This window comes from Paenibacillus agaridevorans, assembly GCF_018604145.1.
GTDB classification, from domain to species: domain Bacteria; phylum Bacillota; class Bacilli; order Paenibacillales; family Paenibacillaceae; genus Pristimantibacillus; species Pristimantibacillus agaridevorans.
The window spans coordinates 86,330-111,700 of sequence record NZ_CP075889.1 but is presented as its reverse complement, the minus strand read 5'-3'; the positions used below and the strand labels follow the sequence as shown (position 1 = coordinate 111,700).

The following is a 25,371-nucleotide window of genomic DNA, read 5'->3' as shown; positions in this document are numbered from 1 at the left end:
CCTACAAATTCTCGACCAGCCCTTGCTCATGGAACAAATTCATCCGATAAGGCTTGCCGATTTCCAAACGATACCCGTTCTTCATGAGTACGCATTCTATTAATTGCGCACATCCGAAAATGGATGGCCTGACACCCGTCGGATGAGGTTTATCCTCCACATCATACTGCTCCGCAAAAAAACCGGACATCGTTACATCGCGGATACATACCTCGACAAGCTGCCGAGCCTCCTCCAGAAAACCCAACTGTATCAAGCCGTAAATGTCGAAGTTAATATCCGGATGTTTGGGATAAGCAAGACCTCCAAACGGTTTGCTCGGGTTGAATTCCCCCAAGAACCGGTTAATCAGGCTCTCCGCATAAGGCGTTTCCAAGGAAGGGAGGTAAATGCCCGTCAGCACCCAGGAGGTCCAACCCGGGTTTCTCGCTCCCGTGGCGGTATCGTAATATTGATTAGGAAATCCGCCCGGCGCGTCCCAGAACCATGCTTTGTAATTTTGCAATAATTCGGCATACGTTTCTTGCCAGATCGGAATCTCGTCCTGCATGCCGAGCAATTCCGCCATTTGAATGAAATAAGAAATATCGATAAGGGCGGACACGACGAACTCCGAATCTTTCGAATTCGGGTTATTAATCGATCCAAGAATCCAGCGCGGGTTGTCCACACGCCATCGTAAGTATGAACGGATTGACGGATATACGGACCGCAAGGCATTTATATCTCCGGTTAGTTCATATAAAATCATGGCCGTTTGCGCTTTTCTGGAGGGCAAACTTTCTCCCCCGAGCATGCCGGTCGGGTCAACCAAAGACATCAGACCTTTAAATGCTTCCCAAGCCACGTCAGGATCGATATACGCGTATAGTTGTATCGCAAAGAGGCTTTCCCATGCAGCCGAATAAGGCGCTTCGTGAGCCCCGGACCCCCATAACGAAGGTTTGCCGCAGCATAATTGGGGGTACGGATACCCAGCCTCCGGCGATATGTCCAGCACATTGGACGCCAGGAAAATCCATGCCTTATAATACTGCTCCTCCGCTTGAACGGGTGTTACTCCTTTGGATGGAACATGATCAAGCGAAAACAAAGAAGGCGATGGGACCTTTTCCAAAAACTCGTTCCAGTATCGTTCATTCTGTTGCCTTTTTTCCGTTAAACGTTCGTCAACCGACTCCCGAAGCGAAATCGCGCTCAAATTCCGTACCAGGCTCTCGACCGTTTCAAGCGGACCCGGGAAGGAGACCAATAGATGAACGCCTTCTCCGATACTCCGAACCGATTTTATCCGCATCTGCCAATACCCGTATTGCGGAGGCTCCTCCAATGCCCGAGTGCCGCTTAAATAGTCGCAATAATTGGCATAGTAAACCATCCCCTCAACGTGTTCTCCTAATAGTCGAATCGCGAAGGTATACCGTTTGTCTTTTACAACAAGCATGGCCAGGCTGGGATCATACGTCAGCTGTCCCGTATAACGGCCGCCCAAGATGATGTCGGCGCCCGACGCCTCTTGCGTACAAGTTATGGATCTGCACACCGTGTTCGTGTTATAGAAATAGTCTCGCCCTTCCAACGTCATATGATTTCGATAAACCGCTTGAAAGGCAAGTTCGTGGGGCGCCCACTCGGTATCATAGCGGATAGCATCCGCGTAAGGATTCAAAACACCCGCAATCTCCAGTTTTTCAAAGGTTATGGATTTGCCAAACCCATAAGCATATAACCTCAGCTTAAAACGCTTGCGTCTTCCCCATCCCGTCACTTCGGCAATATTAGCGCTAAAGACGCCCGAGTTGGAATTCTCCGTAATCAGTTCGATATCTTCTCTTGCAGACTCCGCCTCAAGCGGCGCAACTTTAATGCTCCATGCGGACAAACATTCCGGCACTTCCACATGCAGCATTGGCGCTTGATCAAGGTCAACCTCAATCTCCGTCGTAAGATACTGCCAGTAATCTCTTGCATCGCTATTGACCTTAATCGTAATACCAGAGACGTCGAACAGGGCGTTTCCATGACCGGGCACATCGTATTCGCTCATTGTCCACTGGGCCCGGTCAGATACATTTAATACACATCCTTCGATTCGCTGCGGTGAGTGATGGGCATCCGTGTGGATCATAATCATATCCCCAAACTCGAACCCTATCTCGGACTCGGGAATATGCGGAGTGAGATATCCGATATTCATTGGCATTGTAGATCGATTGCTGTAAGAAGAAGGGGACGTCGTCCCCGCCTTCTTGAAATTAAAAGGATTTACAACGACGCGACTACCGGGAAGGCTCAGCCACCGTTGCTGGTTGCCGCCCCTTTCCCGCAGTTTATCAACGGTCCAAAGTTCCGTCATTATTGCTCATCCAAGAACGCTTGCAGTTGTTGAACCAATTCCGCTTTGATTTTCTGAATATCTGCCTGGAGTTGCTTGTCTTTCAACAGATTCTGTTCTTGTTTGGCTTTGTTGTCTGCAATATTTTTAATGAGTCCCAGCTCAAAACCTGCGTTTTCGGCGGCCATTTTTGCAAATGAAGGGTTGGTCATTTCGGTTTTCACAGGCTCCCCGTTAAAAGTAAAGCCGGCGCTAACTTGTTTGAGGAACGTAGTATCTTGAGCAACATAACTGTAATACTCCACTACATCTTGCGGATAGGCTTCTGCAAGACGCATATAGTTCGGATTCCAAGTTAATTGGTATCCAGGAAATGCGTAGTTCTGGCCAGAATCCACTCCATCCGGAAGCTTGTATTTATCGTCCCCTACCGCAACCCAGTTTTTACCTTCGATTCCGTATTCAAATAAGTCGTGATTTTGTTGGCTTGCAAAGATCCAATCCAGGAACATCATAGAACGATCGGCATTCTTAGACGAAGCGGGGATGCTCAAGAAGTTCCAAAACTTAAATTCGGTTAGCAGAGAAGCCGGTTCCATGTTGCGCACGTTGTTTTCGTACACATATACCCCCAGCTCGCTTCCCGGCACTGCTGCTTTTAATGCGTTCTCTAGAGCGACATAGCTGTCTAACGTCTGCATGTACGAGCCAGCGGTGCCTGCGGTAAATTGATCTTGCGCATCCTTGCGGTTGATTGCATTGGATTCGATGTAACCCTTCTCGTTCCAATTCAATATCTCTTCATTGGTTGTGAAGTCGAGTGCATGAAAGGGCTCAGGAAAATCCTTCAAAGCATCCGTACTTTCCCCTGGCAAATAGGCTGCTTTAATCTTGTTGTCTACAATATGCAATTTGGCGACGCCAGCGGAGCCTGTCGATACTTCCCATATATTATTTTTGGCCTGATCGATTTTAATGGCTCTATTTCCGTCAATAATCCATGCTGGCGGGTATTGATCCTTATTAAAGATATATGGAGTAGTTCCAGGCTCATTATTTTTTACTGCATCAAAGTAAGCAATCATATCGTCATAGGACTTCAGTTCCGATATACCGTATTTTTGGGCCAAGTCTTTCCGGTAATACAGCGCATATACGGGAGCATAACCTTGACCAAGCGGTACCCCGTAAACATGCTGCTGTTTATCGGGACCAACAAATTTATTGTTGTTAAGCAAGCTTTCGCCGAACGCTTTTTGCAAGCCCGGGTATTGATCGTTATTAAAATACTTGTCCAATTCAATGTAGCTGCCGTTAGCGATCAAACCTGGCATGTTCAACCACGGTGCATCGAAAGCCAAGTCAATTTTTTGCCCGGCTGACAGCATCAGCTTTATTTTGTTGCCGTAGTCGGCCAGCGGCGTCCACGTCACGTTTAAGTCAATGTTCAAAGTATCTTTGGTCTGTCTTTCGAATTCATCGACAATCTCATCGAATTGCTTCGGCTTGTCTCCCCAGAGCATGACCTCCAGCTTTACAGGCTCCAACGGAGTCTTAACTGCGGGCGGTTCCGACGAATTGTTTTGAACCGCATTTGTCGGTGACGACTCGCCCTTATCCGGTGTCGATGGCGAGTTTTTTCCGGTGCATGCCGCAAGCAAAGAAGTACTCATGGTGACTGCAAAGATCAAAGAAAGTGTCTTCTTCATACCTTTTTTCATATTTAACCCCTCCGATATTTTTATATGCTAATTCAGCTTTGCTGATTGTAGCTGTGATTTATCCTTTTATCGCCCCGATTTTCAAGCCTCCTACAAAGTATCGCTGCAGGAACGGATAGAGAAAGATAATCGGACCAATTGTAACCATGGCGGTCGCAAGTCTTACGGTAAAAGCAGGAGGCCGCTGGGTGTTGATAACCGAACCGGCCGTACTTGAGACTGCGATATTCTGTGCAATGTCAATATTGCGAATAATCTGCATGATGATATACTGCAGCGAAAATAACTTGTCATTGTTAATAAAAAGAAGTGCCGGTTGCCAGCTGTTCCAATACATAAGGGCATAGAACAAACCAATGGTTGCCAACGCCGGCAATGACAACGGCAATACAATTTGCCATAAAATCCGCCATTCCCCCGCGCCTTCCAGCCTCGACGATTCGTACAGCTCTTCCGGTATTTCGTTAAAAAAGTTGCGCATGAGGAACATGTTCCATGGATTGAGAACAAAAGGGATAATATAAACCCAAATGGAGTCCGTTAGCTGCAAGTATCGGGTTACTAAAATATAAAAAGATACAAGTCCGCCATTAAACAGCATCGTGAAATAGAAAATGAAGTTAATGTGGTTACGGTAATACAGCTTTCGACCTGATAAGGCATAGGCGATCATGCTGGTAACAATCAAGCTGATAAGCGTACCCGCAACGGTTGTAAATATGGTTACTAGATAGGCTCTCGGGATCGTCGGAGTGCTTAATATGGCTTTATAAGCAGCAATGGACCAAGTTTCAGGAAACAGGGAGTAGCCGTTCCGTATCAATTCCACTTCATCGGTCAACGAGCTCGTCAATACGAGTACAAACGGATAGACGCAGGCCAGAGAAAACAATGCCGTAAATAAGTAAAATAAAGTAGACAACGACCACAAAGATGATAATTTCATTACTTTCATCGCTCCACTCTAGAAAATGGATGAATCTTTATCGAATTTTTTGACAAGTTGATTGGAGAGCACGACAAGGATGAACCCGATAATCGATTGATACAAGGCTACGGCCTGGGACATCCCGAATGAGCCTTGCGTACGCAACGCACGAAATACATAAGTATCTATCGTGTCCGTTGTCGGAAACAGGAAAGAGTTATCCCCTACCAACGAATAGACCATATCCAACGTGCCCGAGAATATTCCGCCTAATGCAAGCAAAAACAACATAATGATCGTACTTTTAAGCATCGGCAGCGTAATTCGGAAAATGCATTGGAGTCGACTGGCCCCGTCAATCTTTGCCGCTTCGTATAGCCCCCTGTCTATGCCCGCTATTGCCGCCAAGTACACAATGGCTCCAAAGCCCGCGCCTTTCCATAAGCTGAAAAAGAGCAAAATAACAGGCCAAATCGAAGATTCCATATAAGCATCCGAGATACCCAACCATTTCATAAGTCCGTCCAAGGTGCCCGTATCCGCAGTCAAAAAGGCTACGGAGAACAGCCCGACAATGGGCCAGGATATAAAGTTGGGCAAAATCATGATCGACTGCATGCCTCGAACAAACAAGCTTTTACCAAGCTCGGATAACATGATGGCAAGAGTGATGGACAGCAGTGTTCCAAATCCAATGAATAGAAGATTAAGAAAGACTGTGTTAAACGTCACGGTGAACCAATCTCGGCCCCGAAAAAAGAACTCGAAGTTTCGCAAACCAATGAATTCGCTTCCAAAAATACCTTTGATAGGGTTGAAATCTTGAAATGCCATCGTAATGCCTGCGAGCGGCAAATAAGAAAATATCAAGCTGAATAACAGAGCCGGGAGCGTCATTAGATATATGTAACGATTTTTCACCAAATCTCTTAAGCCCTTATGTTTCAATTTACTAACACCACCATTTTGTTAGTGCGAGGATCCAAACGCGTCAATCGCCCCAAGCACCTCATCAAGTTAATTTGCTTCCAATAAATCTCAAGCAACCTCCCCGTTCATTTTGTAACCTTACTTTTTTAGTAATTTCGAATAAATAACCTTTCGATGCAAGTATATGTCACTTCATATTTTTGTGTCAATACCTTTTATTTTGTGTTTACATTTTTCTTGTTTCCGCTTTCATTCATTGCTGAATAGCGATTAATTCAACAATAAAGACGATCAAACCACTTTGTTTATTTTGTTGACTTGTAAAGTTACAATATTATATAATTGCGATAATGCACATAAAGGTTTTTGCTATCTTTTGGAGGAGTGTTGAGTATGACTAAGGAAAAAGTAACCCTGGATAAGATCGCCAGTAAACTCGGGATTACTAAGGTTACGGTGTCAAAAGCACTAAAAAACCAGCCCGGCGTCAGTGAGGCTTTAAAGAAACAGATCATAGAACTATCCAATCAAATGGGATACGTAACCCGTAAAGAAAAACCGATTCAGACCGTCTATAAGTTGGGACTCATCGTCCCGAAACGTTTTTTTCTGGAGATCGATGATTTCTATACTAAGATCTTTTATTACTTGAATCGAGAGTGTGCCCTCTTGCACTATACTTTGAACCTTTACATCCTCGAACCAAAGGAAGAGGATGCCTTAAATTACCCTTTATCATTTACTCAAGATCAAAGCGAACTGAGCGGCCTGTTTATTGCGGGTGAAATTAAGAGCGATTATTTAAAATTGCTTTTGAATCTGCCCATACCAATCGTTGCGATTGATTTCTACAAAAACAACCTGCGATTGGATTATATCGTGTCTGATAATTACCGGATGGGTTATTTCACAACTAATTATTTGGTTGAAAAAGGTCACCATACTATTGGTTTTGTCGGTAACCCGAACTATACCAGCAGTGTAATGGACCGATACTGCGGATATTTTAGAGCCTTAACGCAGCACGGACTGGAAATTCGCAAAGAATGGCATATTGTCAATAACGATGAGTCGGGAAAATACCACTTCGACTTTTCGTTGCCGGACCAGCTCCCCTCGGCATTTGTTTGTTATTGCGATATGGCTGCGCATATCTTGTTATCCAAGCTCCAAATCAGTGGTGTTCGGGTACCCGAAGATGTTTCGCTTATCAGCTTCGATAATACGGAGATCAGTCAAACTATGGTCCCTGCGCTTACGACGATGCATATCGATAGATTCGAATTTGCAGAAAAGGCGTTAAAACGAATGCAGTGGAGACTCCAGCATCCCGATGAAGAGGCACAGTTTGTGTACGTGAACTCAAAGTTAATCGAAAGAGATTCCGTCAAATCATTATCGGATTCGCCCCCATTGATTCCTGATCCGGATTACGCCATCGGGGAACGTTAGTTGAATGACAACAGCGACAGCCAAGGACGAGAAATAAAGTCCTTGGCTGTCGCTGGTTCATTTTCCAGGCTCAGTCTAAATTATATTCCGTTCTAACCGTACCATCACCTGGGTATGTGAAAAACAGGAAAAAACCTAGGAGCTCATTTCTCTTTATTGAAGGTTATTACATCAATATAATTTATACAGGTCTTATCTATATTCACTATCGTCAAGAACGATATGAGGTGTTCGATTGTTGGAGCAAGTATTGCTTGTATCTATGTTTACTTTTATTATTCATCTTTCGGAGACTCTTACCTATTCTATTCGCCTCGCAGGTGTACGATTAGGGAAATTGGCGGTTGCTTTATCCTTATCGGGGATCATACTGCTCATTTCAAGAACAGCTAATATGCTACAGGCCCCACTTACAGGTAACATTATTGATTTATCAAAAAAATTCAATTTAGAATATAATCTAATTGATCAGTTTCGTATTATTATTGGTGCGGCAACAGTAGGAACTTTTACAGCATTATTGCTGTTTCCATCCGCGGTTTTTCTATCTTCGAGGGTAATCTCTCATTTAGAAGTTGCTGGATCCATACCTCAAATGGTCCGTTCTTCTGTTTCCTTTCAAAAGATAAATCATGCACGATATCATTTGCGATCCCCAAAGTTATCGATGCTGTCGCGATTGAGGGTTGGAGGTATTCCCAAAAGGCTAGTGGCTCTTAATTGTCTAGTGACAGCCATTTACACAATCGGTGTGTTAGCTGCACTACTGGCTTCAACTTTAACGACAGAATACTCGATTACCGCATCACAAGCATCTGGTCTAATAAATGGAATGGCGACCATTTTACTTACCATACTAATTGATCCGCAAGTTGGTTTAATGACAGATAAAGTCCTTAAAGGAGAAAAAAAGGTCGCTACACTTAATAAGGTTTTTGGTTTATTAATGATTTCCCGATTATTAGGAACTGTTTTTGCACAGGTATTACTGGTGCCAGCTGCTTACTGGATAAAATGGATTGTATCTGTTCTTTGAATAGGATTGCATCAAAAAGCCCAATCAAGCAAATGGTTTGGCTTTTCTTTATGATTACTCTGCTTCTCTGCGTACTGTAAAATAATTAACGGTAATGGGATTATTTCGAGTACCCGATCGTGTTATATGCAGGAGGCGAAAAAATGGAGAACAATTCTTTATTGCGTACGGATAAAGAATTGGCTGAACTATATCAACGGCATGTAGATCGAGTTTACAGGCTATGCTTTATCTATTTGAAGAATCCCGTTGATGCAGAAGATGCTGTTCAATCTGTATTTCTAAAGCTGATCAAATATCAAATGGTTTTCAATGACCGCGAGCATGAAAAAGCGTGGTTGACGGTAACGACCAGAAATTACTGTAAAGACGTTCTTAAAAATTGGTGGAAAACCCGTCGAGTCGCTTTAGACGCTTTACCTGAGGTTTCTTCTTGGGATGGCGATGAGCCATCGGGAAACGTGCTTGCAAGACTACTTTCACTGCCCGAAAAATACAAAACCGTTTTATATCTGTACTATTTCGAGGAGTACACCGTAAAAGAGATCTCTGAGATGTTGGGATACAAAGAAAGCACGATTCAAACGCAACTATTCAGAGGTCGTAGACGCCTCAAAATTGACCTGGGAGGGAAGCTCCTTGAGTAACAATAATATTAATCGGCTTTTCGAAGCTCTTACGCCAAATACCGAAAAAAAAGAAGAGATGTTTCATAACCTTTTAGTGCAAAGCAGGGATGGAAATAAAAAAAATAGGGGATTTATTCTTTCGAAACGTTTAAGACCCGCTTTATTGGTTGCTGTATTGACGGTTTGTTTAGCCACAACCGCTTTTGCAGCGGCATATATGAAATTAGATGATGTGTTTATGAGATTTCTTAATCCGGTAAACCAAGAGCAAGCAGAATATTTGTCAAATGGCGCTTATGTGGTTGATAAACAGGTAAAAAATAAGAACGGGACGCTTAAAATTAAACAAGTCATTGGCGACAGTAATCTGACCTATATCTTAATGGACTTTACTGCACCTGAAGGTACGGTATTAGACGCGGCACGGTACCGCTTTTTAAATTACGACATTACAACAAATCAGGACTATAAGAGCGTAGGCTTTAAAGTGCTTGACGATGGCAACCGCAGTGACAATAAAATTAGTTTGGCTATGAGCATCCTAACGAAAAACTCCATAGCTGGTCAAAACGTTCATTTCCAACTCAAAGATCTACAAGCGGCAGGTCCGTTTCCTGGCATTTTTACAACGGTCATACCAGACGTTTGGGAAACGGATTTTAAGCTGGATTTCAAGGAGTACTCTACTCCTTATGAAGTCAACAAAAACATTGCCATGTTTGGTTATGGAGCGGTACTAAAAACGATCTCCGTCTCGCCGATTTCGATTTCATTAAAGATTGAGAGCAGTTCAATGAATGAGATTAACGAAGCTGCTGGTTCATTAAAGGAAATTGGCGTTAACCAACACTTGGATAACTATCCGATCACGATAAAGTACCAGGACGGTACGTTGGAAACGACAAACCTGTTTAACGGATTGCATTTGACGGAGAATGGCGCTCAGTTATTTACGGTTAAAACATTTGAAAATGTGATTAATGACAAGGAAATCGTATCCATCGTCTTTTTTGATAAGGAAATACCGTTTAAAAACTAAATCATAGACAAAAAGAGTGAGCAAGAATCAAGGTACTTGCCCACTCTTTTTGTCATTTTTTGAAGGCTAGCTTTCTGAACTCTCCGCCACCATAGAAACATACAGTTCCGCTTGAGATAGAAGGCTTAATCGAAGAGCAGCCCTATGCGCAAGCGATACTAAGGGCCTATGTAAACGGGGATCCGTTCTTGTTCCAACACCCTATTTGAGGAGACTTATGGCTGAATATGTCTTTCGAAATCTTGCTTTTCCAATAGGATGTACGCGCGCGCTTCGTCTCCGGCGGTTATACTTGTAACAGAGGTGATCGCAGATGAACAGGGACGAAATCACTCCCCGTAAAACGGGAGATCGCCCTTCGGAGGCGGAATGGGAGGCTATCGTCGGCAACGATGGCGCAAGCGACGGAACGTTTTGGTACGCGGTTCGGACGACGGGCATCTTTTGCCGCCCCTCTTGTAAATCGAAACCGCCCATTCGGGAGAACGCCTCCGTCTTCCGGTCGCCGGATGCCGCCGGAAGCGCCGGGTACAGACCGTGCAAACGATGCAAGCCAACAGGCGTGAGTCTGCCCGACGAGGAATGGATCTTGACGATAACGGACTATATCCGTGAGCGGTACATGGAGCCATTAACGCTGGAGAAGCTGGCCGAGATCGGCCATGGCAGTCCGTATCACCTGCACCGGATTTTCAAGCGAGTGACGGGCGTTACGCCCGTCTCTTACATTCAGGAGTTCCGCATACGGCAGGCAAAGAAAATGCTTGCGGAGAGCGGCGTTTCCGTAGCCGAGATCGGCGCGCGGGTCGGCTTGCCGAACGCCCCTTATTTTATTACGTTGTTCAAGAAGGTTACAGGGTGCACGCCCGCCCAATATCGGCTATTACAGCGCAAGGAGGATGCCAATCATGAATAAACAAACTGGAGGAAGCCGTCTCTACTGGTCCCTCATTCCATTCGGGGACAGCCATATGCCTATCGCGGAGACCGAACGGGGTCTCTGTTATGCGGGGGCGCTTGGCGAACCTTTTGACGAAATGGCGGAGCGGTGTACGCGTCGATTCGGCCGCATAGAATGGATTCGGGATGACGAGCGGATGAAGCGCTATGGCAGCGAGCTTGCGGAATACGCGGGCGGGAACAGATCGCTGTTCGAAGGGAAGCTGGACCTGAGGGGCACTCCGTTCCAGCTTCGGGTATGGAAGGCGCTTCTGGACATCCCGTTCGGCGAGACCCGAAGCTACGCCGATATCGCGAAGGCGATCGACAGCCCTTCCGCCGTTCGTGCGGCAGGCACCGCGATCGGCGCCAATCCGGTACTCGTCTTCGTGCCCTGCCATCGCGTCATTGGCAAAAACGGGGCGCTTGCGGGCTATCGCGGCGGATTGCCGATGAAGAAGCTGCTGCTGGAGCTGGAAGACGGGGCTGTCCCTTCCAGTACAGGAGTTCATCTTGCGACGGGCTCATCCCGATGAAGGCGAAAATCGTCCGCAAGGAACCCAAGACGCTGCTGAACAAAGGAACGGGATTTCTGGAGGGCTACAGCCACTCCTTAAATCCCTATTCCGGCTGTTCGTTCGCCTGTTCCTACTGTTATGTGCGCGGCATGCCCGTCTCCTTGTTCCGGGGGGAGGAGTGGGGCTCGTGGGTGGATGTCAAGCAAGGCGCGGCGGACGTGCTTCGCAAGGAGCTCGCGAGGGACAAAGCCAAAGGACCTGTCACGATCTTTATGTCGTCAAGCACGGATCCTTATCAGCCGGCGGAAGCGCGGGAGAACGTTACGCGTTCGCTGCTGGAGGTAATGACTCAGCTTCCTCCCGACTTCCTGCTGGTGCAGACCCGCAGCCCGCTCGTAACGCGCGATATCGATCTGCTGCTTAAGCTTGGCAAACGCGTTCGGGTCAGCATGACGATAGAGACGGATCGCGAAGACATTCGCAGGGCGTTTACTCCTTCCGCTCCTCCGATCGCTGCCAGGCTGCGGGCGCTGCGCGAGTTAGCCGAAGCAGGCGTTCCCACGCAGGCGGCCATCGCTCCGCTGCTGCCGAGCAGCGAAGAATTCGCCGAGACTCTGCGCGCGGTCGTGGACCGTGTATGCGTCGACGATTATTTCATGGGCGATGGCAGCGGCGGCAAGCGAACGAAGCGGCTCGGCATCGATAAGCTGTACGATGAGCTTCAATTGCAGGAATGGTATACGCCTTCCGCCTATCGTTCCTTGCTGGAGCGATTGCGTCGGGCATTTCCGCCGGATGCCGTCCTTGTAAGCCAGGCCGGCTTTCTCCCCTGACAAGCCGCAATATGTGCCGCGTCTTGATCATGCGGTCTTCCGTCGGGAGGCGGGAACGCCCCCCCATTCCCGGCTTCTTCCACCTTTGCCCTCGAATATATGTTTAATATGTCCAGTATGTTCTATAGTTTCTTAAGCAAACGCTTACAACCCCCGCGATATAATGAAAGTCGGGAGGCTTGGCAAGGTCTGCCTTGCCTTGGCGGCATCCTGCCGCAGCTTCTACCACTATCCGCGAGGGGGAAAACTAGCAATGAGAAAATCGCTTTATAAGGTCATTGCGGTCGCGCTGACCATGCTGTTGCTGCTGCCGGCAGGCTGGCCAGCCGGGATTTCGATGGCTGAGGGCGCAGAATCGGCACCGGACAACATCGTATTGTCCCAAAGTTTCGAAGATGGACAGACCGGCGGCTGGGCATCCGTCTGGGGCGGTCCCGGCACTGTTTCCATCTCCACGGAACAGGCTTCGGAAGGCACTCATTCCCTGCTCTTTAGCGGCCGTGATACGCGCGACAACAGCCCCAGTCTGAATCTAACGGCTCTCATGACCTCCGGCAAAACCTACGACCTCTCCCTCAAAGTACGATCCGGCTCCGGCAGCGATACGTTCCATGTCGCCTCCAAGGTCGACTCTCCGCTTCTGGAGAACAAATACCCCTGGATCATCGGCAACCAAACGGTATCTTCCTCGGAATGGACGACCTTTTCGATCCGCAACTTCGAGGTTCCGGCAAACACAACGGAATTCCGTATTTGGGTAGAATCCGCCAGTGATTCCGTCTCTACGGCGGATATCTACATCGACGAGGTGCTGATCAAAGACGTGACGCCGGATACCTCGCCAGGCGGCGGCGACCTCGATCAAACCGGCTTGACGGCCGACTTCGAGAACGGTTCCGGCAACTGGGCCATCAGAAGCGGCAGTCCTGGCGAAAGTATCGCAGTCTCCGATGCAGACAATCATACCGCCGGCGGCGGAGGCAGTCTGCTGGTGAACGTGTCGTCCCAATACAACGGCCCTATTCTGGATGTGATGGGCAAGATGCACAGAGGGCATCAGTACAAGCTCTCGGCGTGGGTCAAGATGGCTCCCGGAGAGCCGCCAACCTCGCTTCGGCTCAGCGTACAAAGCGGCGACAGCACATATACAAACGTCTCCCCCAACGTGACCGCAATGGACGGAGACTGGGTTCAACTGTCCGGTTCCTTTACAGTCGCCACTACTCCGAGCGTATTAAAGGCCTATGTAGAGACGGCTCAGAAGCCCGCAGCAGCCGTTGCTTTCTATATGGATGACTTCGTCCTCTCCTATATCGGTCCCGTGGCGGCGCCGAAGCCGATTCAGAATTTGACTCCGATCAAGGAAACCTATGAGGACTACTTCCTGATCGGCAACGCGGTTGGAGACGCCGAGTTCGAAGGCAACCGCCTGGATCTCCTAAAGCGGCATCATAACGTCGTAACGGCGGAAAATGCGATGAAGCCGGACTATGCCTACAATGAGAGCAGGCAGTTCGACTTCGCAGCGGAGGATGCCCTGATCGCCAAGATCGAAGCGAACGGGCTTCTGCTGCACGGCCACGTCCTTGTCTGGCATCAGCAGATGCCCTTATGGTTAAGCACCGCGGAGGATAACACGCCGCTCAGCCGGGAATCGGCACTGGCCAATCTGCGGACGCATATCGAGACGGTCGTTGAGCACTTCGGCGACAAGGTCATCTCCTGGGATGTTGTCAACGAAGCCATGAGCGATAATCCCCCCAATCCGTCCGACTGGCGGGCTTCGCTGCGCAATTCCCCGTGGAAAGCGGCCATCGGCGACGACTATGTCAAGCAGGCTTTTCTGATCGCCAAGGAAGTCATTCTGGACAATGGTTGGGATATCAAGCTCTATTACAACGACTACAACGACGACAACGCGAACAAGTCTACCGCCATCGCCAATATGGTGAAGGAGCTTAACGATAAATACGCGGAGACGCATGACGGCGAGCTGCTCATCGACGGAATCGGCATGCAGGCCCATTACAATCTCAATACGAAGCCTGACAACGTGGAAGCGTCTCTTGAGCGTTTCATCGCGCTTGGCGTAGAGGTCAGCATTACGGAGATCGACATTACGGCCGGCGATAATGCGACTCTGTCCGACGCGCAAGCGAAGGCGCAAGGCTACTTGTACGCGCAGCTCATGAACATCTACAAGAAATATGCCGATCACATCGCCCGCGTGACGTTCTGGGGGCTTAACGACGCTTCCAGCTGGAGATCGGACAATAACCCGCTCCTCTTTGACAGGGAGCTGCAAGCCAAGCCCGCTTATTACGGAGTTATCGATCCCGATCAGTTTATCGAACAAAATCCTCCCGTAGACGTCACGGCCAAGGAAACGACGGCCCGTTACGGAACGCCTGTCGTAGACGGCTTTATCGACGGGATCTGGAGCACGACGGCCGACATTCCCGTCAATCAATATCAGATGGCGTGGCAAGGCGCCCATGGCACGGCCAAGGCGCTATGGGACAACGAATATCTGTACGTGCTATTCCAGGTCAACAACGCCGAGCTAGACAAGAGCAGTCCGAACGCCTACGAGCAAGACTCCGTCGAGGTATTTCTGGATCAGAACAACGGGAAAATTCCCTCCTATCAGAATGATGACGGACAATACCGGGTCAACTATGACAATGAAACGTCATTTAATCCGCCCTCCATCGCCGAAGGCTTCCATTCCGCAACCGCGATTAACGGAACGAACTATACGGTGGAATTGCGGATACCGCTGACTTCGGTCACCCCGGACATCGGTTCGAAGCTTGGTTTCGACGTGCAAATCAACGACGGCAAAAACGGCTCCCGTCAAAGCGTCGCGACATGGAACGATATGACAGGCCAAGGTTATCAGGACACCTCTGTCTACGGGGTGCTTGCCCTTCTCGGCCCAGGCTCCGGTAACGGCAACGGGAACGGGAACGGCGTAATTGTTCTCCCCAATTCCGGGGCTGTGATCAGCAAGGAGGGCGTCGTCACCATCCAGCCTCGAACAACTTTCAAGAACGGCCGTTCGACCGCCTTGGTAACTGGCGACAACTTAAAGGATGCACTGAAGCTGGCGGACTCCGGCGACGGAGGAGCCAAACAGATTTGGATTGAGCTGCCGACGCAGGCGAACGCGTCGTCTTACGAAATTGTATTGCCGACGGAAAGTCTGCGGGGCAAAGAATCCTTCGTGCTTGCAGTGAAGATGGGCAGCAACATGATCTATATTCCGAGCGACATGTTGTCCGGCGCGGACGGCTTATCCGGCGAAATATCCATTCGAATATCGGACACGGCTGAGACAGAGCTGGACTCTGCTGTTAAGACGCTGATCGGAGACCGTCCCGTCATCGAGCTGCAAGTGCTGGACGGCGACCGGATCATCCCTTGGCACAACCCGGAATCGCCTGTTACAGTAGTTGTTCCTTATACGCCAACGGCAGAGGAGAATCTGCACCCGGAAGGAATCGTGGTCTGGCATATAGATGGATCGGGTGCGCCTACTCCGGTCAAAAATAGCATTTACGACCAAAGCGAAGGCGCAGTCGTGTTCGAAACAACGCATTTCAGCACCTACGCGGTTGCTTATGCCAGCCCTGCTTTTCGGGATCTGGCGGGCGTGAAATGGGCCGAAACCGCGATTAACGCAATGTCGGCTCGGGATATCGTGAGAGGGATCGGCGAAAACCTCTTCTCGCCTAAAGCCTCTATCTCGAGAGCCGACTTCGTCGCTCTGCTGGTGCGAGCGCTGGAGCTGCAGCAAGCGGACTATGGGACGGAAATGTTCGACGATGTCCCTTCGGGCGCTTATTATTACGAGGAACTGTTAACCGCAAAGCAACTAGGAATTGCAGCAGGCGTCGGAGAGCGCCGTTTCAATCCGGATAGCCCGATCACTCGCCAGGACGTTATGGTGCTGACGATGCGCGCGCTGAAAGCAGCCGGGATCGAGGTTGCGGCTTCCGCGGAATCGACGTTAGACAAGTACGGCGACGCCGGAAAAATGGCCGGGTATGCAAGAAAGAGCGCGGAGGCGCTCGCGGACCTCGGTATCATTGTCGGCAAAAACGGCAGCCTGGCGCCAAGAGACATGCTCACCCGAGCCGAAGCCGCCGTCATTCTCTATCGACTCTGGCAGTTGTAAGATCGGATCTTGGCATATTTACAGACCGCCCTCTTCTGAAGTACGCTAGAGTTACTTGAGAGGCGGTGTCCCGTTGCAGTTGACCACAATGATTCTGTCGCAATTATGGAAGCATAAGCTTTGGACGGTGCTGTTCCTGTTGGCCCTTGTACTGGAAGTGGCTTATGCGGTAGCAGCACCGTACAGCTTGAAATTTATTATGGACGAAGCGCTGATTCCGCGAAATATGGAGGTATTCCTCCTTATCCTGGGCATTCTGCTGATCGGAGGCACAATCAGCGTGCTCGCGAATTTGCTGGGCGACTATTCGCTCGGCATTCTTAGCGGCAATACGATCCGGACCCTTCGAGCGAAGCTGTTCTCGCATCTGCAAAAGCAATCGCTTCCCTTCTTTCAGCAATATCGAATCGGCGACCTGACGACACGTTTCTCGTCGGACATGTCCTCGATTGAGGGCCTCGTCCGCTTGACAAGTCCTTCGCTGCTGAAGGAGTCGTTCTCGGTCATTCTCGGCTTGACGGCTCTTTTCCTGCTGGAGTGGAGACTGGCGCTCGCGCTACTCGCCGCCTCCCTGCTTATGATGATCGCTCCCAAACTGATGCAGAAGCGGGCGGAGGCCGCGACGATCGCCTACCGCGATGCGCAAGCCGACTTCTCCAATACGATTGACGAGATGATCAAAGGTCATCGGACGATCAAAGGTTTGCATCAGCAGGCACGATTCGCGGCCCGCGGCGGCAGCAACATAAAAGGGCTGTTCACTCTAGGATTCCGCCTGCATATGACGAGCTCGCTGATGGAAAGGATTCCGCTGGCCATCATGCTGCTGACAAACGGCGGTCTGATTGGCCTCGGAGGGTATCTTATTTTCCGGGAAATGATGAGCATCGGGGACTTTATGGCTTTCTTCACCCTATCGCTGACCGTTGCGCAAGGAGGAGCCAATCTGTCGTATCTCATTCCGGATTTCATCGATTCCGGCGTCAGCTTCCGGCGAGTGAGCGAGGTGCTGGAGGTAGAGCCGACCGTTCCGGAGGCCGACAACGCCATAACGCTTCCGCAGGAAGTCGGCACGTTTCGGTTAAACCAGGTGACGTTTGGTTATTCCGATACGACGACGCAGCTGCGGAATGTAAGCCTGGCCATTCCTTCCGGCAGCTACGTTGCCTTCGTGGGCTCCAGCGGCTCCGGCAAAAGCACGGCGCTGCAGCTCCTGGCCCGCTTCTACGATCCTCGCGAAGGCGCCGTGACGGCCGATAACCTGGACCTCCGCACCATCAGCGAAGTTTCCTTAAGACGGTACGTCACACTGGTTACGCAGGAAACCTTCTTGTTCAACACCACCATTCGCGACAATCTCGTGCTCGACCAGAGCGGCCTGACCGATGAAGAGCTGCGCGTAGCGGCGGAGAAAGCAAGAATTCACGCCGTTATCGAACGCTGGCCGGATGGTTACGATACGAAGGTGCATCACGAGGGAGGCACTTTGTCGGGCGGCGAACGCCAACGGCTTGCCATCGCGCGGGCGCTCCTCCGCAAACCGAGGCTGCTCCTGCTCGATGAGGTGACGTCCGCCCTTGATCCCGCGACGGAAGCGGATATTAACAAGCTGCTGCTGGAGCTTCGCGGCGATCATACCCTCGTATCCGTAACGCATAGGCTGGATTCCGCCGCACAAGCGGATCTGATCTTCGTCTTCGACCAGGGCGTCGTCGTCGAATCCGGTTCGCATCCCGAGCTGATGGAGCGCGGCGGCGTCTATCGGGGATTATGGGACAAGCAGCATGGCTTCCGCCTCTCCGAAGACGGCAGACATGCCGCCGTGCAGGGAGAGCGTTTGTCCAAGCTTGCTTTCTTTTCAGGTTTGGAATCGGACGCGCTGGAGGAGATCGCCGCCCATTTCGCGACCGAAACCTTCAAGGCAGGAGACGATGTCGTCACCGAGGGCGAGGAAGGCGACAAATTCTACATTATCGTCCGGGGCCGGTTCGAGGTACGCAAGGAGATCGAAGGGCAAGGCGAGATCACCGTTGCCGTGCTGCAAGACGGCGACCATTTCGGCGAGATCGCGCTGCTGCGGGACATTCCGCGCACGGCGACCGTCAGGGCTTCGGCATCCGGAACCGTGCTTTCGATGAACCGGGAGTCGTTCCTGGGCATCACCGCCAGGTACCCGCGGATCCGTTCCGTACTGGAGCAATCGCTGTTGGAGCGATCGTGATAACAAATTACCCGACAACTATTCGACAATTCCGAAAGCGTCCTGTTGCCTCCTAACGGACATAAACAACGTTATTCTTCAATTTTGCAGGTTTTCTAAAATCTAAGGGACACACACGACATTATCGGCATCATCCGAACGTCTAATTGCTTGTTTTCGACCATATAACGTCTCTCCTGTCTGTTAGATTTGGTTGAGGACAAAAAACGGGCAAATAGCGTCGATTACGTCTGTTAGAGTTTTATACGTGAAAGGACCTCGAACTCCACTGTAAGTGGAGAGGAGGTCCTTTTTCTTAAATCCGACTTAATGCGGGGCTCGAAAAATCACAAATTGACTTTTGTGGCTTTATAGATGCGTATGGAGGGGCCGTAAGCGGCACTAGCCTCGTTTGGATTGAAGCCACGCCTTCGCGAGTCCCTTAGGCGCGGCCAGCAGGTAAGCCTCTTCCAAGAGATCGGCGATCATTTCCCAGTCCTCGGGATGCCTTATACTGATCCAGCCATGCTGGCCGATGTAAGGAGTCCGAAAGAATCTCGCGTCTTGAAGCAAGATCTCTGCATTTTCCGTCGTAGACTTGATATGCATAATGCCATCCCGCATCATAATGAACGACTTGCTCTTCACCTTATAGACCGTGTGTCCATGGCCGTCGATAAGCTCGGTCGATTCGGGAAACTCCGCGCATATCGACCGAACCCGTTCCAGCATAGCCTGTCCTTCCTCCGTCTTCATGCCGCTATCCTGCTGCTCCACGTTCATCGCCGCCTTTATCGGGATTCCAGACTGTTTGCCGCCTCCGCGAATTGACGGAGAGCCTTCTCGAGAATAAACCTTGGGCAAGCCAGGTTGATCCGCAGCCAGCCTTCGCCTTCGCTGCCAAATGAAGAGCCTTCGTTGAAGACAACCTTGGCGCGCTTATACATCAAATCCTTGAGACCCTCCTTATCGAGTCCCAATTCCCTGCAATCCACCCACAGCAGATAGGTGCCGTCCGGCTTCATCGGCTTTACCGATGGCAGATGTTGCTGCAAGTATTGGAGCGCGTAAGCGAGATTGCCTTCCACATAGGCGAACATGTCATCCAGCCATTGCTCGCTCTCATTATAGGCAGCTACGACCGCATCCTGCGCGAAATGGCTGGCCATATGGAGAGACAGCGTATGGATCCGCTTGTCAAGCTTGGCTTTGAGCGCCTTATTGGAAACCACCATAAAGGAAGTTACAAGGCCGGGCAAATTAAACGTCTTCGTGACGGACAACGTCGTAATCGTAATGTCGGCAATCTCCGGAGACAACGTCGCGAACGGCGTATGGACATGCCCCGGGAACGTCAAGTCGCAATGGATTTCGTCCGATACGACGATGACGCCGTAACGCAAACACAGCTCTCCCAGCCGCAGCAGCTCGCTCCGCTCCCATACCCGTCCGCCGGGATTATGCGGACTGCACAGCAGCAGCAGCTTGGCTCCGCCCTGGAACAACGATTCCAGATGCTCGTAATCCATCTCATATCGACCGTCTTTGAGAATCAGCGGGTTCTTGGCGACCTTGCGGCCATTGCTCTCGATGACGTCGTAGAACGGATAATAGACCGGCGATTGCAGCACTACTTGACCTCCGGGCTCTGAGAATTGTTCGACGCAAAGGCTTAGAGAAGTAACGACGCTTGGCGCATCCCCGAGCCAGGCCGGATCGATATCCCAGCCATGGCGGCGTTTGAACCAGTTCACGATGGACGCAGCATAATCGTCCGTCCGGATCGCATAGCCGTAAGCAGCCAGCTCCGCGCGACGCTTAAGCACCTCTTGCACGGCGGGAGGACTCGGAAAATCCATGTCCGCTACCCATAGAGGAAGTATATCTTTGTCGCCAAACATATTTTCGGATTGATCCCACTTGTAGGATCTTGTATTCCGGCGGTCCAGCAATTCGTCAAAATTTACAGTCACGCGTTTCACCTCTTCTGCAGCGTACGGGCGCGAGTCTCCTCGCGCCGCCTATTGTTTGTCATCATTTTACCGATTCCGTCCCCGCTAAGCAACAGCTATATGGAATTTAGGTTCTTTGGATCCGCATATCTCCATCCAGCAGAAAAGCTCCCGCTCCGCCGTTGCTGCGGAATGGGAGCTTGGATCGGGGTTAAGCTTCGCGACCGAGGAAGCGCCAGAAGTTGCGATGATACATATCTTCCAGGTCGCGCTTGATCTCCTCGTCGGTCACGCGCCAGCCGCTTTCCAGCAGCTTGACATACTTGTCCGCAAGCACTTCGCCGACAATCTTGCGGGAATATTCCCACTTGTAGATAAGCTGCTCGAACACGCGGCAGTCGGAGTGGATCGGGATCATCGTCGTTCCCAGCAATTCGATCCGGAAGCGCGTCATCTCTTCCACGATGGAGTCCGTATTCAGGAACCACCAGCAGCCGAAAATCATCAGATTGCGGAATTTGCGGGCAAGCACGGCAAGCTCATGCTGATTCTCGCGGGCCAGCATGGTCACGATAAACTTCTGCTCCGGATACTTCCGGCTCAGCGCCTCCACCGCGGACACATCGGACTTCATGCTCATGTCGCCGGCAAGCTTAAGCCCTGGATTGGATGCTCGGCGCACGCCGATCATTAGCGCAAACGGAATGCCTTGCTCCTGACAGACCGGAATCATCACCTCGTCGATCATGGACGTGCGATGATGTTCGGCCGGATACGCGAAGTCGCCAGGCATGGAAACGGCCAGATACAACGCGTCCATGCGAATAATCCATTCTTTGAGAAAGCGGCGCACCTCGTTTTTGGTCCCTTCGGTCCATGCCTCTTCCACCAGGTAGCCTTGTTTGTTCAGCTCTTGGACCGCGAACGGCCAATTATTGAGCAAGGAATCGACGCGCAGGGCGGCGTAGAAACGAGGATCCTTTTTGCCGTTGCCGGCTTCCCAAACGGGACGTTCCAGCGGATCGAACGGATCGTTGGTCATGACGATTCGCTCTACTTTGGCGATCTCCATCACGGCGTCGACTTGCTCGTTCACGCTGCGCTTCGCGAAGGCCTCGCGGTAATCGTCCAGATTCCTGGACGATACGTCGATGCCAAGCCGATTAAGCATCGTAATAAATCCGCTTGCCGCCTCGCTCACCGGCGAATGATCGACGAACAGCCGCTGCCAGATCAGATCGGCCTGCTCCTTCTTGGATAAGGACCAGAATTCGTCGTAAGGCTGGTCTGTTCTGCGGAACGATTCCGACACCAAATAATGGTATACAAGCAACTCGTCCACGCCCCATAGCAACAGTTCCCCGTACTCAGGCGCGTACAGATGGGTGTGCATGTCGGTGACGGGCAGCGTGTTTGCCAGATGTACCGTTCTCTCTCTTAATTGCCGAATCTCTTCGTTCATCGGTTGGATCCTCCCCTATTCTCCTTGCTTGTCGCGGAACAGAAGCGATTGGAACACTTCCTGGTACACTTCCTCCAGCGAGACGCCGTATTTCCGCGCTGCCTTGGCCGCGTCCTCGTACTCCGGCGAAGACTTCACTAGCCGCTCGCCGTCATGCGCTTGCTTTACTTTGATCATGCCGTAACGGGTCTCCGCCTCTACCCAGCTTCTGTCCAGGATTCGTCTGTCCGCTTCGTAGCTGCGTACTCCGAACGTCGACGTTTCCCGCAGCAAAATGTCTTCGCAGGCAGCTTTGTCCCGCGCATGGCATAGGACGGTCAGCAGGACGCCGGGCCTGTTCTTCTTCATGAACACCGGCGTGTAGTAAACATCAAGCGCTCCGGCGCCGAACAGCTTCTCCATCGTATAGCCGAGCCGTTCTCCCGTCGTGTCGTCAACCTGCGTTTCCAAGACGGTGATTCGCTCCGACTGGGCCGCGTTCTCTTCGCGGTAAAGAACGGCACGCACGACATTGGGATGATCCATGTCCTTTGTTCCCGCGCCGTATCCGATCCGCTCGACCACGCCGGCAGGAGTCGGTCCGAACGAAGACGCCAGCGCTTTGACGATGCCGGCTCCCGTTGGCGTAGTCAACTCGCCTTGCGCCGTAAACGCCGAGATCGGCACGCCGGTCATTATCTCCGCCGTCGCCGGGGCCGGGATTGGATAAACGCCGTGCGCGATTCGAATACGGCCATGACCTACAGGCACCGGCGATACCACGATCCGGTCGATGCCTAGATTCTCCAGCGCCAGACATACGCCAATGATGTCCACGATGGAATCCATCGCGCCGACCTCATGGAAATGCACATCCGCCGGACTCATCCCGTGGATCTTCGCTTCGGCTTCCGCGATAACTTCGAAGATGGCAAGGCATCGCGCCTTGACCCGCTCCGGCAGCGCGGAATTCCGGATCATCGCCAAGATGTCCGAGGCTTTGCGATGCTCGTGGTCGTGATAATGATCATGAGTATGGCCATGGTCATGGCCGTGATCGTGTGAGTGCGAGTGGCCGTGGTCATGGGCGTGACTATGCTCGTGTGAATGCGAGTGGCCGTGGTCATGGCTGTGCTCATGTGAGTGCGAATGGCCGTGGTCATGGCTGTGATCGTGTGAGTGCGAATGGCCGTGGTCATGGCTGTGATCGTGTGAGTGCGAATGGCCGTGGTCATGGCTGTGATCGTGTGAGTGCGAGTGGCCGTGATCATGGTCGTGGCTGTGCTCGTGTGAATGCGAGTGGCCATGGTCGTGTCCGTGCTCGTGTGAGTGCGAATGGCCGTGGCCATCCTGGCTCTCTTCAAAACGAAGGTCGAGCCACTTGGCTGAGATGCCTTTGCGAATAACCGGCACGAACGCCATGGTGAATTCGTCGATGGGCAGCGTACGCAATTGCTCGCTAATATAAGCTGCATCCGCCCCCAGATCGACCAGCGCAGACAACGTCATGTCGCCGGCGATGCCGGAGACGCAGTCCAGGTATAACGTCTTCATTTTTCGCTCGCCTCCGCAACCAATTGCAAAATAACAGCCGCCTGGTAAGCGGCGCCAAACCCGTTGTCAATGTTGACGACCGTGACGCCTGACGCGCAGGAGGTCAACATCGCCAGCATCGTCGTTACGCCCTGCAGATTCGCCCCGTATCCCACCGAGGTCGGCACCGCGATGACGGGACGCCGCACGAGTCCGCCCGCAACGCTGGCGAGCGCGCCTTCCATCCCCGCAACAGCGATGACGACGGATGCTGCGCGAATGCGATCCATCTGAGCCAGCAGACGATGGATTCCTGCGACGCCTACGTCATAGATGCGGTCCACTTGGCAGCCCATCCATTCCGCCGTGCAGGCCGCTTCCTCTGCTACGGGAATATCGGATGTTCCCCCGGTCAGAACCGCCACGGTTCCGGGCAGCCGCTTCGGTTCGCCGTCCAAACGAATAAGCCGCGACACCGGATCGTAGACGGCTCCCGGGTACGCGGCCTGAATTCGCTCCGCCATTTCCGCCGAAGCCCTCGTTACGAGAGCCCGGCCATGAACCTCGGCGATGCGGCCGAAGATCGCTTCCGCTTGCTCCGGCGTTTTGCCAAGTCCGAAGATGACCTCAGGGAAGCCCGTACGCTCCTCCCTGTCCACGTCCAGCTTGCAAAAATCCATCTCCTCGTATCCGGACATTAGACGGCTCCTTCCAGCTTCAGCGCTTTGTTCATGCTGCCGCTCTTGTAACCGCCCATGTCCATCGATACGTACAGAAAGCCGAGCTTCTTAAGCTCGTCGGAAATAACGGACGCGTAACCGACCAGCTCGACCATGGATGAGGGCTCAACCTCGATGCGCGCAAGATCGCCGTGCACCCTTACCCTCACCTGGCGGATGCCAAGCGATCGGATGAACCGCTCCGCAGAGCCGACCTTGTTCAACTTTTCGATCGTAATCTCTTCGCCATAAGCGATACGGGAGGACAAGCAAGCGAAGGAGGGCTTATCCCAAGTCGACAGCTCCGCGCGCATGGACAGCTCGCGAATTTCTTCCTTGCCTAATCCAGCCTCTTGCAACGGTCCCCGCACGCCTTTCTCCTTCGCCGCCTGTACACCCGGGCGATGCTCGCTCATATCGTCGGCGATCAAACCGTAGACGATATGGCGATAGCGGCCATCCTGAACGAACGGCTCCAAATGCTCGAACAGGCTTCTTTTGCAGAAGTAGCAGCGATTGCCGTTGTTTTCCTTGTAGCCGGGAATGTTAAGCTCCGAGGTCTCGATGACGGCATGATTGGCGCCCATCTGAAGCGCAAGCGTCTTCGCAGCCTCCAGCTCTTCGGCCGGATACGTCTCGGAATCCGCGGTTACCGCCAACACCTTATCCTTACCCAACGTCTCCAGCGCCGCATAAAGGAGGTACGTGCTGTCCACGCCTCCCGAGAAGGCGACGACAACAGAGCCCATTTCGCGCAAAATCTCTTGAAGTCTCTCAACCTTTTCCTGAGCCATAACGCCCCTCCTTCATTGTGCTGCTTGTTGTGCCGCAAGCCGATAATTCAGCTTACAGCGCCGAAAGTTACTCCGCGCCATACTGTAACCCGATTTTCTCGGCTTACAGAGCCGAAAGTTACTCCCCGCTATGCTGTAACCCGATTTTTCCGGCTTACAGAGCTGAAAGTTACTCCACGCTATGCTGTAACC

Annotated in this window: 19 protein-coding genes; 9 read left to right on the top strand and 10 right to left on the bottom strand. The window is 51.3% G+C overall.

The annotated features are described in order from the left end of the window. Nucleotide 1: 1 nt before the first annotated feature. The 4 genes from KJW29_RS00415 to KJW29_RS00400 are packed head-to-tail and all read right to left on the bottom strand — an operon-like array spanning nt 2 to nt 5,818. On the bottom strand, nt 2-2,356 hold the full coding sequence (locus KJW29_RS00415) for a glucosidase family protein (protein ID WP_214628334.1): 2,355 nt from the start codon (nt 2,354-2,356) through the stop codon (nt 2-4). After that, a complete protein-coding gene (locus KJW29_RS00410; protein WP_214628333.1) occupies nt 2,356-4,056 on the bottom strand; it encodes an extracellular solute-binding protein in 1,701 nt (566 codons plus the stop codon). The genes KJW29_RS00415 and KJW29_RS00410 overlap by 1 nt, the downstream gene beginning before the upstream one ends. A 58-nt stretch (nt 4,057-4,114) precedes the next feature. Continuing rightward, nucleotides 4,115-5,002, bottom strand: coding sequence for a carbohydrate ABC transporter permease (locus tag KJW29_RS00405; RefSeq protein ID WP_108995918.1), 888 nt, complete (start codon nt 5,000-5,002; stop codon nt 4,115-4,117). An 18-nt stretch (nt 5,003-5,020) separates the two neighbouring features. Then, complete coding sequence (locus tag KJW29_RS00400) at nt 5,021-5,818, bottom strand: ABC transporter permease subunit (RefSeq protein ID WP_246608524.1); 798 nt, start codon at nt 5,816-5,818, stop codon at nt 5,021-5,023. A gap of 489 nt (nt 5,819-6,307) precedes the next feature. Between KJW29_RS00400 and KJW29_RS00395 the strand changes: the two genes are divergently transcribed. The 9 genes from KJW29_RS00395 to KJW29_RS00355 all read left to right on the top strand — a co-directional run bounded on the left by KJW29_RS00395 (nt 6,308) and on the right by KJW29_RS00355 (nt 18,761). After that, the gene (locus KJW29_RS00395) at nt 6,308-7,366 is read left to right on the top strand and encodes a LacI family DNA-binding transcriptional regulator (RefSeq protein ID WP_214628332.1); all 1,059 of its coding nucleotides are present in this window, start codon (nt 6,308-6,310) and stop codon (nt 7,364-7,366) included. A 235-nt stretch (nt 7,367-7,601) separates the two neighbouring features. Next, complete coding sequence (locus tag KJW29_RS00390; RefSeq protein WP_214628331.1) at nt 7,602-8,402, top strand: lipid II flippase Amj family protein; 801 nt, start codon at nt 7,602-7,604, stop codon at nt 8,400-8,402. 143 nt (nt 8,403-8,545) lie between these two features. After that, entirely contained in the window at nt 8,546-9,049 is a 504-nt protein-coding gene (locus KJW29_RS00385; RefSeq protein ID WP_214628330.1) for an RNA polymerase sigma factor, read from the top strand. Then, nucleotides 9,042-10,070: a hypothetical protein gene (locus KJW29_RS00380; RefSeq protein WP_214628329.1), complete on the top strand. Its 1,029-nt coding sequence runs from the start codon at nt 9,042-9,044 to the stop codon at nt 10,068-10,070. The genes KJW29_RS00385 and KJW29_RS00380 overlap by 8 nt, the downstream gene beginning before the upstream one ends. Before the next feature lie 313 nt (nt 10,071-10,383). Then, nucleotides 10,384-10,986, top strand: coding sequence for a bifunctional transcriptional activator/DNA repair enzyme AdaA (locus KJW29_RS00375; RefSeq protein ID WP_214628328.1), 603 nt, complete (start codon nt 10,384-10,386; stop codon nt 10,984-10,986). Continuing rightward, entirely contained in the window at nt 10,979-11,545 is a 567-nt protein-coding gene (locus tag KJW29_RS00370; RefSeq protein ID WP_425517479.1) for a methylated-DNA--[protein]-cysteine S-methyltransferase, read from the top strand. The genes KJW29_RS00375 and KJW29_RS00370 overlap by 8 nt, the downstream gene beginning before the upstream one ends. Beyond that, nucleotides 11,542-12,360 (top strand): SPL family radical SAM protein, encoded by an 819-nt coding sequence (locus tag KJW29_RS00365; RefSeq protein WP_214628326.1) that lies wholly within the window; start codon nt 11,542-11,544, stop codon nt 12,358-12,360. The genes KJW29_RS00370 and KJW29_RS00365 overlap by 4 nt, the downstream gene beginning before the upstream one ends. A gap of 253 nt (nt 12,361-12,613) precedes the next feature. After that, the gene (locus KJW29_RS00360; protein ID WP_214628325.1) at nt 12,614-16,540 is read left to right on the top strand and encodes an endo-1,4-beta-xylanase; all 3,927 of its coding nucleotides are present in this window, start codon (nt 12,614-12,616) and stop codon (nt 16,538-16,540) included. A 73-nt stretch (nt 16,541-16,613) separates the two neighbouring features. Then, a complete protein-coding gene (locus tag KJW29_RS00355) occupies nt 16,614-18,761 on the top strand; it encodes an ABC transporter transmembrane domain-containing protein (RefSeq protein WP_214628324.1) in 2,148 nt (715 codons plus the stop codon). A gap of 381 nt (nt 18,762-19,142) precedes the next feature. Here KJW29_RS00355 and KJW29_RS00350 read toward each other — a convergent pair whose 3' ends face one another. From KJW29_RS00350 to larE, 6 genes are all read right to left on the bottom strand, one after another. Then, entirely contained in the window at nt 19,143-19,517 is a 375-nt protein-coding gene (locus KJW29_RS00350) for an MmcQ/YjbR family DNA-binding protein (RefSeq protein ID WP_246608523.1), read from the bottom strand. 14 nt (nt 19,518-19,531) lie between these two features. Continuing rightward, complete coding sequence (locus KJW29_RS00345; protein ID WP_214628323.1) at nt 19,532-20,713, bottom strand: MalY/PatB family protein; 1,182 nt, start codon at nt 20,711-20,713, stop codon at nt 19,532-19,534. Between the two features lie 190 nt (nt 20,714-20,903). Then, entirely contained in the window at nt 20,904-22,154 is a 1,251-nt protein-coding gene (locus tag KJW29_RS00340; protein ID WP_214628322.1) for a glucuronate isomerase, read from the bottom strand. A 15-nt stretch (nt 22,155-22,169) separates the two neighbouring features. Continuing rightward, nucleotides 22,170-23,687: a nickel pincer cofactor biosynthesis protein LarC gene (larC, locus tag KJW29_RS00335; protein WP_214628321.1), complete on the bottom strand. Its 1,518-nt coding sequence runs from the start codon at nt 23,685-23,687 to the stop codon at nt 22,170-22,172. Then, nucleotides 23,684-24,364 (bottom strand): nickel pincer cofactor biosynthesis protein LarB, encoded by a 681-nt coding sequence (larB, locus tag KJW29_RS00330; protein ID WP_087566280.1) that lies wholly within the window; start codon nt 24,362-24,364, stop codon nt 23,684-23,686. Before larB ends, larC begins: the two co-directional genes overlap by 4 nt. After that, nucleotides 24,364-25,179 (bottom strand): ATP-dependent sacrificial sulfur transferase LarE, encoded by an 816-nt coding sequence (gene larE / locus KJW29_RS00325; RefSeq protein WP_214628320.1) that lies wholly within the window; start codon nt 25,177-25,179, stop codon nt 24,364-24,366. The genes larB and larE overlap by 1 nt, the downstream gene beginning before the upstream one ends. Nucleotides 25,180-25,371 lie beyond the last annotated feature (192 nt).

Excerpts from the sequence above, each read along its gene's own strand:
- KJW29_RS00405 (WP_108995918.1), bottom strand. The coding sequence starts at position 5,002 with ATGAAATTATCATCTTTGTGGTCGTTGTCTACTTTATTTTACTTATTT.
- KJW29_RS00340 (WP_214628322.1), bottom strand. The coding sequence starts at position 22,154 with ATGAACGAAGAGATTCGGCAATTAAGAGAGAGAACGGTACATCTGGCA.
- KJW29_RS00365 (WP_214628326.1), top strand. The coding sequence starts at position 11,542 with ATGAAGGCGAAAATCGTCCGCAAGGAACCCAAGACGCTGCTGAACAAA.
- larC (WP_214628321.1), bottom strand. The coding sequence starts at position 23,687 with ATGAAGACGTTATACCTGGACTGCGTCTCCGGCATCGCCGGCGACATG.
- KJW29_RS00395 (WP_214628332.1), top strand. The coding sequence starts at position 6,308 with ATGACTAAGGAAAAAGTAACCCTGGATAAGATCGCCAGTAAACTCGGG.
- larB (WP_087566280.1), bottom strand. The coding sequence starts at position 24,364 with ATGTCCGGATACGAGGAGATGGATTTTTGCAAGCTGGACGTGGACAGG.
- KJW29_RS00375 (WP_214628328.1), top strand. The coding sequence starts at position 10,384 with ATGAACAGGGACGAAATCACTCCCCGTAAAACGGGAGATCGCCCTTCG.
- larE (WP_214628320.1), bottom strand. The coding sequence starts at position 25,179 with ATGGCTCAGGAAAAGGTTGAGAGACTTCAAGAGATTTTGCGCGAAATG.
- KJW29_RS00360 (WP_214628325.1), top strand. The coding sequence starts at position 12,614 with ATGAGAAAATCGCTTTATAAGGTCATTGCGGTCGCGCTGACCATGCTG.
- KJW29_RS00400 (WP_246608524.1), bottom strand. The coding sequence starts at position 5,818 with ATGGCATTTCAAGATTTCAACCCTATCAAAGGTATTTTTGGAAGCGAA.
- KJW29_RS00370 (WP_425517479.1), top strand. The coding sequence starts at position 10,979 with ATGAATAAACAAACTGGAGGAAGCCGTCTCTACTGGTCCCTCATTCCA.
- KJW29_RS00410 (WP_214628333.1), bottom strand. The coding sequence starts at position 4,056 with ATGAAAAAAGGTATGAAGAAGACACTTTCTTTGATCTTTGCAGTCACC.
- KJW29_RS00415 (WP_214628334.1), bottom strand. The coding sequence starts at position 2,356 with ATGACGGAACTTTGGACCGTTGATAAACTGCGGGAAAGGGGCGGCAAC.
- KJW29_RS00385 (WP_214628330.1), top strand. The coding sequence starts at position 8,546 with ATGGAGAACAATTCTTTATTGCGTACGGATAAAGAATTGGCTGAACTA.